This is a genomic window from Nocardioides terrigena, from assembly GCF_003047265.1.
GTDB lineage: Bacteria > Actinomycetota > Actinomycetes > Propionibacteriales > Nocardioidaceae > Nocardioides > Nocardioides terrigena.
This window is the reverse complement of record NZ_PZYY01000007.1, coordinates 119,451-136,442: the sequence shown is the minus strand read 5'-3', so window position 1 is coordinate 136,442 and position 16,992 is coordinate 119,451. Positions and strand designations below refer to the sequence as shown.

Below are 16,992 nucleotides of genomic sequence, written 5' to 3'. Positions count from 1 at the left end.
GCGCCCGGCGCCCACCCCTGCGACCTCAGACCAGCTCCGGCACCCGCAGGTGCGCGAGGACCAGCTCGCACTCCGCGATGTCGGGGAAGGTGGTCCGTGACGTCGCGCTGCGCTCGTCGCGCATCCGCCTCGCCATCTCCCGCGTCGCCTCGAGGGCCTCGCGCGTCGCGAACCGTGCCGTGCCGCAGCACCGCCCGGAGCCCCGGTCCACGAAGAAGCTGGCGCTGCAGAAGTCGTCGTCGGCCTCGAGCCGCACCAGGACCGTGTCCTTGAAGAAGTCGATCATCGACTCGAGCTCGGCGGGATCGCACTGCATCCAGGTGACCCGGCACCAGGAGCCTTCCTCGGTCTCGTGCTCGCGGTGCATCACCGCGATCTCCCACTCGTCGACGACCGCCTCCCCACCCATCATCCGGCTCGCGCGGTCGCGCAGCGGGACCACCTGGCCCTCGGTGGCCCGCATCTCGTCCTCCCCCGCCCAGGACGTCGTGGCTATGCAGCGGCCGACGTCACGGTCGACGAGCAGGGAGATCCCCATGCACCCGTCCATCCCCGTGATCGTGGGCATGACCTCCTCGCGCAGGAACGCGACACAGGCGTCGATCTGAGCGGCATCGCCGGTGATCGACGTCGAGCGTGCATACATCATGTGCACCTCCGCACCCGAGGTGGCACCCCGGTGGCGCCACCGGTCCGTCCAGATTCCTCCTGTCCGCAGCCCGGGGCAAGGGGTGGCGGGCGGTCAGTCCTCGGACAGGTCGTGCCAGGCCTTGGCGAGCAGGTCGCGGGTGTCCTCCAGCAGCTGCGGCAGCGTCTTGGTCGCCCCGATCACCGTGATGAAGTTGGCGTCCCCCGACCAGCGCGGTACGACGTGCTGGTGCAGGTGGTCGGCCAGCGAGCCGCCGGCCGGGCCGCCGAGGTTGATCCCCACGTTGAACGCGTGCGGGGCGCTGACGGCGCGGATGGTGCGGATCGCCTGCTGGGTCATCGCCATCAGCTCCGCCGACTCCTCGGCCGTGAGGTCCTCGAGGTCCGCGACGTGACGGTAGGGCAGCACCATGAGGTGCCCGGGGTTGTAGGGGTGCAGGTTGAGCACGGCGTACGTCGTCGCACCGCGGGCGACCACGAGGTTGTCCTCGTCGACACCCTGCGGGATGCGGCAGAAGGGACAGCCCTCCGCGGTCGTGTCCGACCGCACGTAGGCCATCCGGTAGGGCGTCCACAGCCGCTCGAGCCCGTCCGGGGGCACCCCGACGGACGCCCCCTCACCGTTGTCGCCCATGCCGGGGATCCTAGAGGGCCGGTAGGGTCCGGCCGTGACCCCGGTCCTCCGTCCCGCCACCGCCGACGATGCCGCCCAGGTCGCCGAGCTGTTCCACCGCGGCTGGCACGACGGCCACCGCGGCCACGTCCCCGACGGCCTGACCCGGCGGCGTACGCCGGGGGCGTTCCGCGAGCGCGTCGAGCTCCGGATCGCCGGCACCGACGACACGACCGTCGCCGACGTCGACGGCGTCGTGGCCGGCTTCATCATGGTCGCGGGCGACGAGGTCGAGCAGGTCTACGTCGACCGGGCCTTCCGCGGATCCGGCGTGGCGGACCTGCTGCTCGCCGAGGCCGAGCGGCAGGTCGCCGCCGCGGGCCATTCGTCAGCCTGGCTCGCCGTGGTGGTCGGCAACGCGCGCGCACGGGCGTTCTACGCCCGTCACGGCTGGCGCGACGAGGGCGACCTCGCCTATGACGTGGTCGCCCTCGGTGAGCACTTCACCTCGCCGTGCCGGCGCTACGTCAAGGACGTCGCACCCGGCTGACGCCCCTCCGCTCAGACCTGCTCGCGGGACGCCACGGCGGACGCGACCCGCTCGATGGCCTCCTCGAGGGGGACCCCGTTGTCCTGGCGCCCGTCGCGGTAGCGGAAGGAGACCGCGCCCTTCTCCACGTCGTCGTCGCCGGCGATCATCATGAACGGCACCTTCTGCAGCTGCGCGTTGCGGATCTTCTTCTGCATCCGGTCGTCGGAGTCGTCGACCTCGACCCGCAGCCCGGCCACCTTCATCCGCCGCGCGACGTCGTACAGGTAGTCGTTGTGGCGCTCGGCGATCGGGATCGCCTGGACCTGGACGGGCGCGAGCCAGGGCGGGAAGGCGCCGGCGTAGTGCTCGACGAGGACGCCGATGAACCGCTCGATCGAGCCGAACTTGGCGGAGTGGATCATCACCGGCTGCTTGCGGGTGCCGTCGGTGGCGACGTACTCGAGGTTGAAGCGGTCGACCGCCGGCTGGTTGAAGTCGTACTGGATGGTCGACATCTGCCAGGTGCGACCGATCGCGTCCTTGGCCTGCACCGAGATCTTGGGGCCGTAGAACGCGGCGCCGCCCGGGTCGGGGACGAGGTCCACACCGAACTTCAGCGCGGCGGTCTCCAGGACCTCGGTGGCGGTCTGCCACTGCTCGTCGGAGCCGATGAACTTGTCGGGCTTGGAGTCGTCGCGGGTGGACAGCTCGAAGTAGTAGTCGTCGAGCCCGAAGTCCTTGAGCAGACCGGTCACGAAGGTGAGCAGGTGCTCGACCTCGGCGGGCGCCTGCTCGGGGGTGACGTAGGAGTGCGAGTCGTCCTGGGTCATCGCGCGGACCCGGGTCAGGCCGTGGACCACGCCGGACTTCTCGTAGCGGTAGACCGACCCGAACTCGAAGAACCGCAGCGGCAGCTCGCGGTAGGAGCGCTGGCGCGAGCGGTAGATCAGGTTGTGCATCGGGCAGTTCATCGCCTTGAGGCGGTACTCCGCGTGCTCCATCTCCATCGGCGGGAACATGGTGTCCGCGTAGTAGGGCAGGTGCCCGGAGGTGTGGAACAGGCCGTCCTTGCTGATGTGCGGGGTGCCGACGTAGTCGAAGCCCTCCTCGAGGTGCCGACGGCGGACGTAGTCCTCCATCTCCCGCTTGATGACGCCACCGCGCGGGTGGAAGACCGCCATGCCGGAGCCGATCTCGTCCGGGAAGGAGTAGAGGTCGAGCTCGCGACCGAGCTTGCGGTGGTCGCGCCGCTCGGCCTCCTCGATCCGGTGGAGGTGCTCCTCGAGCGCCTCCTTGGTCTCCCACGCGGTGCCGTAGATGCGCTGGAGCTGCTTGTTCTTCTCGTCGCCGCGCCAGTACGCCGCCGCGCTGCGCATCAGCTTGAACGCCGGGATGCGCTTGGTGGTCGGCAGGTGGGGGCCACGGCACAGGTCGGACCAGGCAGCCTGGCCGTCACGACCGATGTTGTCGTAGATGGTGAGCTCGCCGGCCCCGACCTCGACGCTGGCGCCCTCGGTGTCAGCAGTCCCGGCACCACCCTTGAGCCCGATGAGCTCGATCTTGTAGGGCTCGTCCTGGAGCTCGGTCAGCGCGTCGGCATCGGTGGTGACCCGGCGCTCGAAGCGCTGGTTGGCCTTGATGATCTTGCGCATCGCGGTCTCGATCTTGGCGAGGTCCTCCGGCACGAAGGGGGTCTCGACGTCGAAGTCGTAGTAGAAGCCGTTCTCCACCGGCGGGCCGATGCCGAGGCGGGCCTCGGGCCAGATCTGCTGCACCGCCTGGGCCAGGACGTGGGCGGTGGAGTGGCGCAGGATGTCGCGGCCGTCCTTGCTGGCCATCTCGACGCCCTCGACCTCGTCGCCGTCGCGCAGCTCGTGGGCCAGGTCGCGGAGCTCGCCCCCGACGCGGGCGGCGATGACGTCGGCGTCGTCCCGGAAGAGCTCCCAGGCCTTGGTGCCCGTCGTCAGGGTCTGCTCCTCACGCTGGCCAGCGTGGGTGCGGACGACCTTGATCTCGGACACGGGGTGCTCCTTCTGCATGCAGGTGGTGCGGACAGGGCGATGCTATCGGCCGGTCCGGGCGCGGCTCGACCGCATTAGCCGACCACGACCTGCTCCCCCGTCTGGACCCGCCAGAGGGCGGCGTACGCGCCGTCGCGCGCCACCAGCTCGTCGTGGGTGCCGGCCTCGATGACCCGCCCGGCGTCGAGCACCCAGATGCAGTGCGCGTGCCGGACGGTGGAGAGGCGGTGGGCGACGACGAGCGCGGTGCACCCGGCCGTGGCCTGCCGCAGGGACCGCTGGATGGCGGCCTCGGTCTCGTTGTCGACGGCACTGGTGGCCTCGTCCAGCACGAGCACGGACGGGTCGCGCAGCAGCGCCCGGGCCAGGGCGAGCCGCTGGCGCTGGCCGCCGGAGAGGGTGACGCCCCGCTCCCCGACCCACGTGTCCAGGCCGTCGGGCAGCCGCTCGACGAAGTCGAGCGCGGCGGCCGCGTCGGCGGCCGCCCGGACCTGCTCCCGGGTCGCCTCCGGACGGCCGTAGGAGATGTTGTCGGCGATGGAGCCGGCGAACATGAAGACGTCCTGGGCGACGTAGCCCATCGACCCGCGCAGCGAGTCCCAGTCGAGGTCGCGGACGTCCTGCCCGTCGAGGAGCACGCGCCCCGAGCGCGGGTCGTCGAAGCGGAGCACCAGGCGCAGCAGGGACGACTTGCCCGACCCGGTGGCGCCGACGATCGCGTGGGTCTCCCCCGCCGGGACGACCAGGTCGATGCCGTGCAGCACGTCTGGCCCCTCGCCGTACCCGGCCCGCACGCCCTGCAGCTCGATCCGTCCCGCCACCGGGCGCGCCAGCGCGGTGGCCCCGGCCTTGACCGAGACCGGCTCCTCGAGCAGGCCGAGGATGCGCGCCGTCGACGCCCGCCCGCGCTGGTAGAGGTCCAGCACCTCGGCCACGTCGGTGAGTGGCCAGAGCAGCCGCTGGGTCATGAAGACGAGCACGGAGTAGAGACCGACCTCGAGGTCGCCCCGCAGGGTGGCCCAGCCGCCGAGCAGCAGGGTGCAGGTGAAGCCGGCGAGGATCGCCATCCGCACGAGTGGCACGAAGGCGGCCGAGGAGCGGATCGCCGTCGTGTTGGCGTCGCGGTAGGCCTGGGACACCGCACGCACCCGGTCGCGCTCGCGGTCCTCGGCGGTGAACGCCTTGATCGTCGCGATGCCGGCCAGGTTGGCGCTGAGGGTGCCGGACAGGTCCGCCACGGCGCTGCGGACGTGGACGTAGAGGGGCTCGAGGCGGCGCTGGAAGACCAGCGACCCGATGACGATGAGCGGGATCGGGAGGAAGGCCAGCACCAGCAGCTGTCCCGAGGCGGCCGCGAAGACGGCACCGACGAGCAGCACGTTGAGCGTCGTCTGCAGGATCGCGGGTGCGCCGATGTCGAGGAACCGCTCGAGCTGGTTGACGTCGTCGTTGAGGGTGGCCAGCGTGGCACCGGCGGGACGCGACTCGTGCCAGCCGAGGTCGAGGTGCTGCACGTGGTCGTAGGCCTCGACCCGCAGGTCGTGCTCGACGCCCTGGGCGAGGCCTCGCCACAGCACGCTCGCGATGTAGTCGGAGACGGACTCGATGATCCACACCACGACGTTGACGGCCGCGATCCAGCCCAGCTGGGCATAACGGGACTCGACGCCCAGCAGCTCGCCCACGAAGGACGCGTCACCGCGGACGACGACGTCCACGGCGGCCCCGATCAGCAGCTCGGGCATCACGTCGGCGACCTTGTTGACGGTCGACGCCACGACCGCTCCGACGAAGCGCCCCCGGTAGGCGCCGTACCGCTTCCACAGCGCGCGGAGGGGTCGGTCCGCGTCGTGGCTGGTTGCTGGGGACACGATTGCTCCGTTGCTGGGTCGTCAGGTCGAACCCTCGTAGGTTAGGTGCCCCTAACCCGACGCCGGGCATCGGCGCCGGTGCGGGGCTCCTCACCGTCCGGTGCCACCGCTAACCTGCGCCCATGTCCCGCATGGTCGTCCGTCCCCGTCTCGCCCGCACCGCCCTGCGACTGGTGCGCTGGCGCACCGAGGGGACGCTGCCGTCGCACGGCATCGTGGTGGGTGCGCCGCACACCTCCAACTGGGACTGGGTCTTCTCGCTGCTCCTGGCGTGGAGCCAGGGCCGGCACCCCCGGATCATGGTGAAGCAGGAGTTCTTCAAGGGCCCGCTCGCGCCGGTGATGCGGGCCACCGGAGCGGTGTCGATCGACCGGGCCCACCCGGCCGCGGACATCCGCGCACTCATCGACCGCATCGGGAAGTCCGACGAGTTCCTCCTCGCGATCGCCGCCGAGGGGACCCGCAGCAGGTCCGACCACTGGAAGTCCGGTTTCTACCGCCTCTCGCAGCAGACCGGGTTGCCGATCACGCTGGCGTTCATGGACGGTCCGACCCGCACGGTGGGCGTGGGACCGACCTTCACCCCGACCGGTGACCTGTCCGCCGACATGGACCTGGTGCGCGCGTTCTACGCCGACAAGCACGGCCTGCACCCGGAGAAGCGCACCGAGCCGCGGCTGCGCAACGAGGGCTGACACCGCTCACGCCCCGGCGATGATGCGCTCCATCTCGGCGATGGACCGCTCCGTCTCCTGGTGCAGCACCGCGTGCCACCCGGCGGCGCGGGCCGCCTCGACGTTGGCCTCGACGTCGTCGAGGAAGAGCACCTCGTCCGGTCGTACGCCGAGCCGCGAGGCCGTGAGCGTGTAGACCGCCGCGTCGGGCTTGGCCAGCCCGACCTCGTGGGAGTAGACGAGGTGGTCGACGATCCCCTCGAAGCCGTGGTGGCGCTCCCGCTCGCGCGCCCCCGGTCCCGAGTTGGACAGGATCGCGGTGAGCAGGGCCGGCCGTTGCCCCGCGAACCAGGCGACGAGACGCTCGTCGGGCGTGCCGACGTACCAGCGCCAGAAGTCCTCCCCGAGGGCGTGCGCGCGGTCCTCGTCGAGCCCGAGGCGCGAGCGCCAGTGGCCCAGGACCTCGGGCCAGGTGACCGCACCGACCAGAGCATCGCCGTCGAGGCCCTCGAGCCGCTCGGCGAACCCCGCGTCGGTCAGCCCCAGCCGCGCCGGCCAGGGCCCGGGGAACACCGAGTCGTCGATGACCTCGAGCACTCCCCCGATGTCGCACACCACCGCCTTGATTCTCATGCGTGCACCCTGACCCGGTCGGAGCGCGGGCAAACGTCGAGGCCGTTGCTCGTGGCCCGGGTGGGGCGCCACCCCGTGTGTCATGCTGGGCGGAAGGGCAGCACGCCGGGGGGCACTCTCCTCCACGACGGCCCGGAACCGATCGCAGACCTGAGGGGACCCGGCATGGACTTCAACTCCGCCAACAAGTCGTGCTCCTTCTGCGGGCTCCAGGGGACGTCGGAGACGCGGTTCGCGGGCGGGCTCGGCGCCATGATGTGCGTCGACTGCCTCGAGTTCTACCACCACAAGTTCAGCTCGCCCGAGCTGCTGGAGACGATCTCGCGGCCGCCGTGGGACGAGATGTCCGACACCGAGATCCTCGCCAAGCTCCCCCTGATCGCCGACACCGCGACGCAGGTCAACGGCTTCCTCGGCGAGTGGGTGCAGATGGCGCGTGAGCGGCACCTCTCCTGGGCGGAGATCGGACAGGCGCTCGGGGTGTCGCGGCAAGCCGCCTGGGAGCGCTTCGCCGGGAGCAAGACCCGCAAGAGCAACGTCTCCGCCTGACACACGGGCCGTCCGGGACGTGGGCTGTGGGTTGGGCTCACCCCCGTGCAGCCCAACCCACAGCGCGGCGGGGTCAGTCCGTCACCCGCCTCGTCAAGACTACCCTGACGCACGCGTCCGTGTCCTGCAGGACGCGCACATCGTGTCCCTGATCTGTCCCTGACCTCCTCCCGGTCCCAAGGGAAGCCCAAGCGGCCGCGAGTAGCGTCCCGAGGGTCCGACGGCCGGTCGCGGAGCTCCAAGGCCCGGACCGTCCGGGGCGTTCGTCCGGCCTCGTCTCGGCGTCCCGTGAGGTCGAGGAGGCACCGTGAGCCCGGAAGAACCCCCAGCCGCCGCCCAGGTGTCGCGCCGACTGTTTTTGAGGACCGGGGCGGTGGGGACGGCCGGTCTCCTCGGAGTCTCCGCCCACGCCGCCTGGAGTCCCCTTCTGGCCCAGCGTGGGCTCCTGTCCCCCGACGGCGTCTTCTCCGCGGTGGGCACCGCACTGGCCGACGCGGTGTTCTACACCGAGCACTTCCCCATCAGCCCGCTGATCCTGCACCCGTTCGAGGACCAGCTGCCCGTGCCCCGCGCGCTGGCCCCGGTGGCCCTGTCGGACGTCAGGGGTTGGAGCCTCCCCCCGGGCCCGGGACTGGGGGAACAGAGCTCGCTGCGCAACGAACGGCATCAGAAGTGGCCGTCCCAGGTGGGGTATCCCGACCCGATCGTCTACCAGATCGAGCTGCTGGTGCGACCCCACTCCTGGACCACGTCGAAGGTCCTCCCCATCGACGACGAGGGCAGGCCGACCGAGTCCTTCGACCGTGAGGGCCGCGTCTTCGCCCCCGGCACGGAGCGGACGCTGCCGCCGAGCACGATCTACGGGTTCAACGGCACCTTCCCGGGGCCGATGATCAACGCGGAGTACGGCAGGCCGGTCCTCGTCCGGTTCGTCAACCGGCTCGACGAGAACCCCTACGCCCTCGACCGCCAGGACTTCGGGGCACCGGACTGGTCGTTCCTCACCCACCTGCACAACGGGCACACCGCGCCCGAGAGCGACGGCAACCCGCACTACGCGATGACGAGTGGGCCGAGGAGCATGGGCTACCTGCCCGGCACCTGGGTCGACAACCTCTACCTGAACTGGCCCGCCGGCGGGGACGAGCGGGAGAAGCAGAGCTTCTTCTGGTTCCACGACCACCGGATGGACCACACCGGCTCCAACGTCTACAAGGGCATGGTCGGGCTCTATCCCATCTACGACCCGACTAACGCGATGGACATGGGCGACGAGCGGCGCGGGCTCCGGCTTCCGGGTGTCCGGACCGACCGCGCCGATGGCGCGTTCGACGTCGCCTACCACATCCCCCTCGCCCTCCACGACCTGAGCCTCGACGACGGCGTGACCCTGCACCACGACATCCACGACACCCAGGGCGACTTCCCGGGGACGGGCAACCCGGCCGAGCACCCGGAGTGGTGGGGCACGACGTTCTTCAAGCACTTCCCCAACCACGGGTTCGTCGGGGACGTCTTCGGTGTCAACGGCGTGGCCTACCCGGCGCTGGAGGTGAAGCGTCGGAAGTACCGCTTCCGCTTCCTGGACGCGTCCGTCGCCCGGATCTACGAGCTGGCGCTGATGAGCTCCACCCAGGGTCCACGGTCGGCGGCCTCCCTGGGGTACGTCGACGACGAGCTCCAGGGGCAGTACCGGATACCTGACGGCCAGCGGTGCATGCGCTTCACGCAGATCGCGTCGGACGGCGGGCTGCTTCCCTTCCCCCTGGTGCGGGACAGCTTCGAGCTGTGGCCCGCCAAGCGTCGCGAGGTGGTCGTGGACTTCACCCGGTACCTCGACGGATCCCCCACCACGAAGGGGGACGTCGTCTACCTGACCAACGTGATGAAGATGCCCGACGGCCGGATGTGGGAGAGCTCCTCGCGGTCGTCACCCGACGCGGCGTACAAGGTCCCGATCCTGAAGTTCGTCATCGGCGACACGGCACCGGACGACAGCCAGGTCCCGCCCGTGCTGCGCCCCCTCCCCCCGCTGCCCCCGCGCTGGAAGGACCTCATGCCGAACCGGCTGATCTTCGAGGTCAAGCGCGGCGCGCTGGGGGGAGAGACCGAGTGGCTGATCAACGGCGAGCCGTTCGAGCCGGACAGCGTCGCGCGGAGCCTGAAGAACCCGGCCGGCCGGAGGCCGCTCGCCGAGCAGCGGATGGGCAGCTTCAACCTCTGGGAGATCCGCAACGGTGGCGGCGGCTGGGTGCACCCGTTCCACCTGCACATGGAGGAGCACCGCACGGTGATGCGCAACGGCCGCGACGTGACCACCACCCCGCAGCGCGGCCACCCCGACGACGTTTCCCGGGAGGACCTCGCCTCCCTGGACCCGAACGGGTCGGTCGTCGTGTACCGCGGGTTCCGCGACTTCGTGGGGCCCTACGTCGCCCACTGCCACAACCTGGCGCACGAGGACCACTCCATGATGTTCGGCTGGTCGATCACGCCATGACCGCAGTCAGCCGCCCCCCGCAGGCGGCGATGCGGTCGGAGGTCGTGCAGCCGAGGGTGTACGACGGGAACCTAGATGTCGCGTGGCTCACCGTCCTGGGGCTGGCGGCCTCGATGGCCTTCGCGGACATGTTCTGGGTGGTGTCGCTGCGTCAGGTCGCGGGTGCCATCGAGCGCACCTCCGATCCGTTCACCGACTGGGTCCGCGAATCGACGTTGCTGCTCCCCACGTACGTCGCCGCGGTGCTCTGCGTCCGCGTCGTACGTCGTCGACGCACCCCGTCCGCTGCGGCCGGCGGCACGTCGCGGGTCGGCACGGCACTCGTGCTCGTGGGCGCCGGCACGCTGGTCGGCGTGCTCGCGCTGGCCGCCAGCTCCCTCTACGACTACCGGCTGGAGCTGGCGCTGCTGGGGCACACGGCCCACGGGAGCTGCGTCGCAGACTGCCTGGACTCGCAGCGCACGAGCACTGCGTTGCTGCAGCTGAAGTCCCTGGGTCTCGGGAGCGCGCTCGTGCTGGCCACGAACCTGGTGGTCGTCGGCTGGGTGGCCGCGCTCCTCGGCGGTCGACTCCGCCTCGACCGGGCCGGGGACCCACCACGTGGTCACCGCCGCATCGGGGTCCACCACCGCGACGGGCTGACGGCCGTGGTCGTCTCGGCACTCGTCGGGGCAGCGGTCCTGCATGCCGCGGTCGTTCCCGAGCATGCGTCGGAGTGGCTGGTCGCGGGCGCGTTCTTCGTGGCGCTGGCATGCGTCCAGGCAGGCGCCGCAGGCGCCGTCGTGCACCACGGCGGTCGTGTCTCGTGGACGGCGGCAGCACTGGTGAGCGCCGTCCCCCTGGCGGTCTGGCTGTGGTCCCGCACGGTCGGGCTCCCCTGGGGCCCGGAGGCGGGCGCCGCCGAGCCGCTGGGTGTGGCCGACCTCGCGGCCGCGACCCTCGAGCTCGCGACGCTGGTGCTCGTCGGGTCGTGGGCCCGGCACCGCCGCCACCGCCTCGCGGGCCGTCCCCTGCTCACGGTCGACACGACCCTCATCGCCCTCGTCGCGCTCCTCGCCGTCACCGCCCTCGGCCTGGGCGGCAGCGGCCTCGGCTGGCTCGACCTCACCAGCGGCACCGGCCACGTCCCCGGGTGAGGGAGTCACGCGGGAGTGGACTCGTCACCCTGCGTCGCGGGCAGTCGCAACGTGAAGGTGCTCCCCTCTCCCGGTCGCGAGTCGACCGTGACGCTGCCGTGGTGCCGCTCGGCGATGGCCCTGACGATCGAGAGCCCGAGGCCGGTCCCCGGCACGGCCTCCCGGACGGCCGACGGCGCGCGGTAGAAGCGGTCGAACAGGCGATCCACGTCCTCGGGCGCGATCCCGACCCCGGTGTCGCCCACGCTGACCGACACGGTCGCCCCCTCGTCGCGCACACGGATGTCCACGCGCCCTCCGGCGGGGGTGAACTTGAGGGCGTTCGACACGAGGTTCATCACCGCGCGCTCCACCTGCTCCGCGTCGGCGTCGAGCTCGACCTGCTCACCCGGCGCGTGCAGCTCCACGTCGACCCCGGACCTGCCGCGCGCGACGTCCAGCGTGTGGAGCGCCTGCTCCACGATCTCGACCAGGTCCGTACGACGCACCCGCAGGTCGAAGGTGCCGTCCTCCACGCGCGAGAGGAGGAGCAGCTCCTCGAGCATCATGAGCAGCCGGCGGGCGTTGCGATCGGTGCGTTGCAGCGCGAGTCGCTGCGCGGGCGTCGTGGCCCCGAGCGAGTCGTCCAGGAGCATCTCGAGGTTGCCGATGACGCTCGTCATCGGGGTCCTGAGCTCATGGCTCACGGATGCGATGAAGTCGGTCTTGGCCCGGTCGAGCTCGACGAGCCTCTGCCCCGCCTCCCGCTCGCGGTCCAGGGCCGACCGCAGGACCTGCTCGGCCCGGCGGTTGCGGGTGACGTCCTCCGCGATGCCGAGCCACCCGATGCGCCGTCCCTCGGCGTCGTGGCGCGGGGAGACGCGCAGCGAGACGATGAGCTCCTCCCCCGCGCGAGTCCGCCAGACCCAGTCACGTCGGTCCGAGGCCGAGCCACCCTCGAGCGGCTCCACCAGCACGCGCAGGCCCGGCTCCAGGCCGGCCTCCGCGGACCGGAGGTCGAGCTGGTCGGCGTCGTGCCACCAGGCCGGCGTCGCGTGGCCGACGACGTCCGCGGCCGTCCACCCCAGCAGGTTCTCTGCGCCGGCGTTGAACGAGGTCACGTTGCCGACCAGGTCGGTGGTGATGATCGCGGTCTGGGTCGCCGCCTCCATCACCCCCTCGAGGGTCTCGGCGCTCGTGCGGGCTCGCGTGAGGGACGCGGCCAGCTCGTCGGTCAGCAGGGCGACGGGCAGGGAGACGAGCGCAGAGGCCACCAGGACGGCCTGCAGCAGCGTCCCCACGGTCTCGGGCGGGTAGTCCAGCCTCTCCACGGCAAACGGGAACGGACCCCGGCCCGCCGTGGTGAGCAGCGACATGGCGACCCCCGAGAGCAGGAGCTGCGCGGCCGCGATGCGGACCCCGAAGCGGGCGGCTCCCCACACCAGCACCGGCATGGGCGCAAAGGCCAGGGGCAGCTCCCCCTTGGTGCCGAAGACGGCTCCGACCACGAGCGCCAGCACGACCGACTGGACCACGAGCTCCTGGCGGGGCGCATGCCCGCGCGCCGGGGGGTGGGCCATGGTCATGGGGACGATGATCAAGATGGCGGCCGCGTGCGACGCGAAGACCGCCCGCATGGTCACGAAGGCGGACGGGTCCAGCCCGGCCACGGTCACGCCGGCCACGACGGCGGCGGCGCCGGCCCCGGCGGCGGCCGCCAGCACGAGCCGGCCGAGATCAGGGAGGCGGGAGAACCCCGGCGGAGCCGAGGCACCCCGGTAGAACCACGCGACCACCACCACCTCGCACGCGTTGGCGACGCCGAAGCCCACCGCTGTCTCCCAGGACCTGCCGCCCCAGACGTTGGCGAGGGTCGTGACCACCGCGATCCCGAGCACGGTCAGGGGCAGCCGGTCGCGACGCGTCCACAGCGCCAACGCCACCGCGACGCCCGACGCCGGCCACCACGCAGCGACGCTGCTCTGCGGAGGAGCCAGCCAGACCGACGCCGACGCCAGGAAGAAGATGACGACCAGCGCCGCGGCCCACCAGGCCACCCAGGCATGGGGGGTCGTCGACCATCCCGCCGCCTCGCCGTCGCGCAGCCGTCCCGGCGAGCTCACCGCAACGCCGCCGACCGACCGGTCGAGGTGGGGGGCCTCATGGCGGCATCCTCGCAGAACGGAGGCCCGGTCCGCGTCGGAGGACCGCCCGACGTCCCCGGCGACGAGGACCCACCACCGCCGCTCGCCCACGGCCGGGGCTGATGGCTACCGTGGCACCAGCGACCCCGCCGTCGTACGCCGAGGCCCGTGGTCGCGAGGGAGATGTGCGATGACAGGTCACCAGGACGGCGGGGCCACGGGCGCACGCGTTCGTCACTACTACGACGCGAACACCTGGAAGTTCCTGCTCAGCGGCAACCAGCGCGCGATCCACCGTGAGCTCTGGGGACCCGGCGTCACCTCAGCCGACGAGGCGGTGCACCACGCGCACACCCTGGTCCTCGACGAGCTGGGACCGGCGGACTCACGGGTGCTGGACCTCGGCTGCGGCGTGGGCACGACTGCCCTCTACCTCGCGCGACGCCGACCGCTGGAGGTCGTCGGTGTGTCCGTCAGCCCCGCACAGATCCGATTGGCCCAGCGGTTCGCAGCAGGCACCGAGGGGCTCCGGGGAAGCGTCCGGTTCCGGACGGCCGACTTCACCGACCTCCCGCACGAGCTCGCCGGCTTCGACCTGGCCCTCGCCATCGAGTCGTTCGTCCACGCCGATCCGGCCGCAGCGTTCTTCCGCGAGGCCGCTCGGGCACTTCGGCCGGGGGGAGCCCTCGTCGTCATCGACGACTTCCGCCTCTGTGCCGCCTCCGACCCACGACTCGGCGACGTCCGTGACGGCTGGCACATGGCCACGCTGCTCTCCGAGCCCGAGGCCGCCCGACTCGCCGCCGCGGCAGGGCTGGACCTGCAGGCATCTCGGGACCTCTCGTCGTTGCAGCGCCTGGGCCGACCGCGCGACCGGCTCGTCCGTGCCGCCCAGCCGGTGCTCCGCCGCCTCAGGAGCCGTTCGGTGTGGGCACAGTCGATGGTGGGTGGGGACGCCCTCCAGCGTTGCCACCAGCAAGGACTCCTCGCCTACCGCCTGCTCCGCTTCGTCCGCCGGTCGTGATGGTCAGCAGGTGTCCCGGAAGAGCGCCGTCCCGGCGCGGCCGGGCCCGGGACCGGGACCGGCGATGCCGGCACTGACTGTCACTGACCGACCGGGGACGGCACCCCGGGCCGGAGCACCGTGGGGTCGGCCAGCACGCCGGCCAGGCCCAGCTCCGCGGCACCGTGGAGCTGGGCCGAGGTCCCGAGCGCACTCGGGACCACCTCGAGACTGCCGAGGACCTCGTCCAGGCTCTGCCTGCGGACGGCGTCCATCATCGCCTCGCGCAGGTGGGGGTGGAGTGTCTGGAACATGCCGCCCAGCACCACCACCTCGGGGTTGAGCAGGTTGACCAGGTTGCCGATCCCCAGACCCAGCCAGCGACCGGTACGCGCCACCGCGCGCAGGGCCACCGGATCCTTCGCCTCCACCCGCTCCAGCACGGACCTCACCACGTCCGCGTCCGGCGTGCTGGAGGGTCCGACCGCCCGGAGCAGGGCCGCCTCCCCCGCCTCGGTCTCCCAGCACCCCCGGGCACCACAGGTGCACCGGCGCCCCGTCGGGTTGACGAGCATGTGGCCGGCCTCCCCGGCATAGCCCGCGGCACCCAGCATCGGACGGCCTCCGATCACCAGCCCCGCGCCGATCCCCACCTCCCCGGAGACGAAGACCAGGTTGTCGAAGCCGCGTCCCGCGCCGCGGCGGTGCTCACCGAGTGCCCCCAGGTCCGCCTCGTTGGCCACGTGCACCTGCTCCGGGGCCAGGTCCAGGGCGGCGGCGAGCATCGCACCGAACGGAACCTCCTTCCACCCCAGGTTGGGGGCGAGGCGCACGAAGCCGTCCGTGCGCCGGGTCAGGCCCGGCACCGCAGCCCCCACCGCGACCACCCGCTCCGCGGGGAGGTCGCGCGTCAGCGACACGGACAGGTCCGCCACCAGGCCCACGAGGTCCTCCGGCGAGGTACCCGGACTCGGCAGGGCCGCGCTGGCGAGGTCGAAGACGTGGCCACCCAGCCCGATCGTGGCCACGGCCACGGACTCCACCCCGACCTCGACGGCCAGCGCGACCGCGGCCTCGGGCCTCACGTGGACCATCGGCGAGGGCCGTCCCGGGCCGGACTGCGAGGCGACGCCCTGCTCGACGACCAGACCGCACTCCTCCAGCTCCTGCACCAGGTCGGCGATGGTCGAGCGGTTGAGGCCCAGGCCCGCACCCAGCTCGGAGCGCGACGTCGACCCCTCCACGTGCAGCCGCTCCAGCAGCGCGGCCAGGTTGTGCCGGCGGACCCCGGAGCCCCGGGTCCCCGTGCGGGCGGACCGCCGCCGGGACGGCGGCTGCTCGGATTCGGTGGGGGTCGCAGCGTCGGCCATGGCGCCATCCTCCTCTGCCCCGTCGGGCGGCCGGCGTTGACCCCGAGTGACGTGGATCACTACAGTCGACCTGGATTTGTTTTGTGTCACAACAAATTGCCCAACCCACCACGCCCCACCCACCACACCCCAACCCACCACGCCCGACGAAGGACCTGCCATGAACCGTCCCCTCGCCCTGGCCGGAGGCATCTGTGCCTCGGCCCTCGCGCTCGCCGTCACCACGACCACACCGACCCTTGCCGTCGAGACCGCTGACGACGGCACCTCGGCCTCGGCCTACAAGGTGCTCGTCGTCGGCAAGACGCTGGGCTTCCGCCACTCCCACATCGACGAGACGACCAACGCCGTCATGCAGCTCGGCCAGGAGCACGGCTTCACCGTGGACGTCTGGGACCCGCCGATCGGTCGCTCGCCGGGCCAGCCGGGGCTCACCATGGCAACGACGCCCTTCACCAGCGCCGAGGACCTCGCGCAGTACGAGACGATCCTCTTCGCCTCTCCCGTCGACGGCACCAACAACCAGGACCCCGCGCGGCCGCGGACCCTCGACGACACCGAGCTGGCCGCCCTCCAGGGCTACATGCGCGACGGCGGTGGCTTCGTGGGCCTGCACGCCGCCACGGACGCGATGCACGCGGTCCCGTGGTACGGCAAGCTGACCGGAGGCGGGGCACGGTTCCGCAACCACCCCCAGCAGCAGACGGCCACCATGCGCGTCGAGAGCCCCACCCACCCCTCCACCGAGATGCTGCCGAAGGAGTGGATCCGCTTCGACGAGTGGTACAACTTCACCGCCAACCCGCGTGAGGACGTCCACGTGCTGCTCACCCTGGACGAGTCGACGTACTCCGGGGGCAGCATGGGCGCCGACCACCCGATCTCGTGGTGCCACAACTTCGAGGGCGGCCGCTCCTGGTACGAGGGTGCCGGACACGTCGACTCGTCGTATTCCGACCCGGTATTCCTCGACCACCTGCTCGGCGGGATCGAGTGGACCGCCGAGGTCGTCGAGGGCGGCGGTGACTGCGTGACCTTCCCCGAGGTCAACGCGCTCAACGAGGACCTCGGCCAGGGCTCGAACCGGGCGGTCAAGCTGTCCGGTGACGTCGCGGACCACCTCGCGGCCGCGGAGCAGGCCCACAACGAGGGCCGCCACCAGGCCGCCGTCCAGGTCCTGACCCGGGCCCGGGGCAAGTCCCACGGCCTCCAGGACCCCGAGCTCACTGCCAAGATCGGCGACCTCGTCGAGTGGCAGCAGGGCCTGATCGGCTTCTGAGCCATCCAGGCCGAGCAGTACGACGCCCCCCGACCGATTC

The 16,992-nt window shown here is 71.7% G+C and carries 14 protein-coding genes; 7 read left to right on the top strand and 7 right to left on the bottom strand.

Annotated elements, in window-relative coordinates; translation table 11 throughout:
* Window positions 1-25: 25 nt before the first annotated feature.
* Both DAE25_RS16290 and DAE25_RS16285 read right to left on the bottom strand, forming a co-directional pair.
* Window positions 26-649 carry a hypothetical protein gene (locus DAE25_RS16290; RefSeq protein WP_199907638.1) on the bottom strand — a complete coding sequence of 208 codons (624 nt, stop codon included), beginning with the start codon at window positions 647-649 and terminating at the stop codon, window positions 26-28.
* Between the two features lie 93 nt (window positions 650-742).
* Entirely contained in the window at window positions 743-1,282 is a 540-nt protein-coding gene (locus tag DAE25_RS16285) for an HIT family protein (RefSeq protein ID WP_107767200.1), read from the bottom strand.
* A gap of 34 nt (window positions 1,283-1,316) precedes the next feature.
* Between DAE25_RS16285 and DAE25_RS16280 the strand changes: the two genes are divergently transcribed.
* Window positions 1,317-1,811: a GNAT family N-acetyltransferase gene (locus DAE25_RS16280; protein ID WP_107767199.1), complete on the top strand. Its 495-nt coding sequence runs from the start codon at window positions 1,317-1,319 to the stop codon at window positions 1,809-1,811.
* Between the two features lie 11 nt (window positions 1,812-1,822).
* On the opposite strand, the gene thrS is transcribed toward DAE25_RS16280, so the two are convergent.
* Both thrS and DAE25_RS16270 read right to left on the bottom strand, forming a co-directional pair.
* A complete protein-coding gene (gene thrS / locus DAE25_RS16275) occupies window positions 1,823-3,832 on the bottom strand; it encodes a threonine--tRNA ligase (protein ID WP_407669392.1) in 2,010 nt (669 codons plus the stop codon).
* Between the two features lie 56 nt (window positions 3,833-3,888).
* Entirely contained in the window at window positions 3,889-5,685 is a 1,797-nt protein-coding gene (locus DAE25_RS16270; RefSeq protein WP_234411097.1) for an ABC transporter ATP-binding protein, read from the bottom strand.
* Window positions 5,686-5,807: 122 nt separating this feature from the next.
* Here DAE25_RS16270 and DAE25_RS16265 point away from each other — a divergent pair, with 122 nt between their 5' ends.
* Window positions 5,808-6,380, top strand: coding sequence for a 1-acyl-sn-glycerol-3-phosphate acyltransferase (locus DAE25_RS16265; protein ID WP_107767196.1), 573 nt, complete (start codon window positions 5,808-5,810; stop codon window positions 6,378-6,380).
* Between the two features lie 6 nt (window positions 6,381-6,386).
* Here DAE25_RS16265 and DAE25_RS16260 read toward each other — a convergent pair whose 3' ends face one another.
* Complete coding sequence (locus DAE25_RS16260; RefSeq protein ID WP_159083792.1) at window positions 6,387-6,992, bottom strand: HAD-IA family hydrolase; 606 nt, start codon at window positions 6,990-6,992, stop codon at window positions 6,387-6,389.
* 165 nt (window positions 6,993-7,157) lie between these two features.
* Here DAE25_RS16260 and DAE25_RS16255 point away from each other — a divergent pair, with 165 nt between their 5' ends.
* The 3 genes from DAE25_RS16255 (at window position 7,158) to DAE25_RS16245 (ending at window position 11,177) form a co-directional block, all read left to right on the top strand.
* On the top strand, window positions 7,158-7,541 hold the full coding sequence (locus DAE25_RS16255) for an AsnC family protein (protein ID WP_107767194.1): 384 nt from the start codon (window positions 7,158-7,160) through the stop codon (window positions 7,539-7,541).
* Between the two features lie 373 nt (window positions 7,542-7,914).
* Entirely contained in the window at window positions 7,915-10,041 is a 2,127-nt protein-coding gene (locus DAE25_RS16250; protein WP_199907637.1) for a multicopper oxidase family protein, read from the top strand.
* Window positions 10,038-11,177: a hypothetical protein gene (locus DAE25_RS16245; protein WP_107767192.1), complete on the top strand. Its 1,140-nt coding sequence runs from the start codon at window positions 10,038-10,040 to the stop codon at window positions 11,175-11,177. Before DAE25_RS16250 ends, DAE25_RS16245 begins: the two co-directional genes overlap by 4 nt.
* A 5-nt stretch (window positions 11,178-11,182) precedes the next feature.
* On the opposite strand, the gene DAE25_RS16240 is transcribed toward DAE25_RS16245, so the two are convergent.
* Window positions 11,183-13,279 (bottom strand): ATP-binding protein, encoded by a 2,097-nt coding sequence (locus DAE25_RS16240; RefSeq protein ID WP_159083791.1) that lies wholly within the window; start codon window positions 13,277-13,279, stop codon window positions 11,183-11,185.
* A gap of 211 nt (window positions 13,280-13,490) precedes the next feature.
* Between DAE25_RS16240 and DAE25_RS16235 the strand changes: the two genes are divergently transcribed.
* A complete protein-coding gene (locus tag DAE25_RS16235; RefSeq protein ID WP_159083790.1) occupies window positions 13,491-14,324 on the top strand; it encodes an SAM-dependent methyltransferase in 834 nt (277 codons plus the stop codon).
* An 80-nt stretch (window positions 14,325-14,404) separates the two neighbouring features.
* On the opposite strand, the gene DAE25_RS16230 is transcribed toward DAE25_RS16235, so the two are convergent.
* A complete protein-coding gene (locus DAE25_RS16230; protein ID WP_107767190.1) occupies window positions 14,405-15,673 on the bottom strand; it encodes an ROK family transcriptional regulator in 1,269 nt (422 codons plus the stop codon).
* Between the two features lie 160 nt (window positions 15,674-15,833).
* Between DAE25_RS16230 and DAE25_RS16225 the strand changes: the two genes are divergently transcribed.
* Window positions 15,834-16,952, top strand: coding sequence for a ThuA domain-containing protein (locus tag DAE25_RS16225; RefSeq protein WP_107767189.1), 1,119 nt, complete (start codon window positions 15,834-15,836; stop codon window positions 16,950-16,952).
* The last annotated feature ends 40 nt before the right edge of the window (window positions 16,953-16,992 follow it).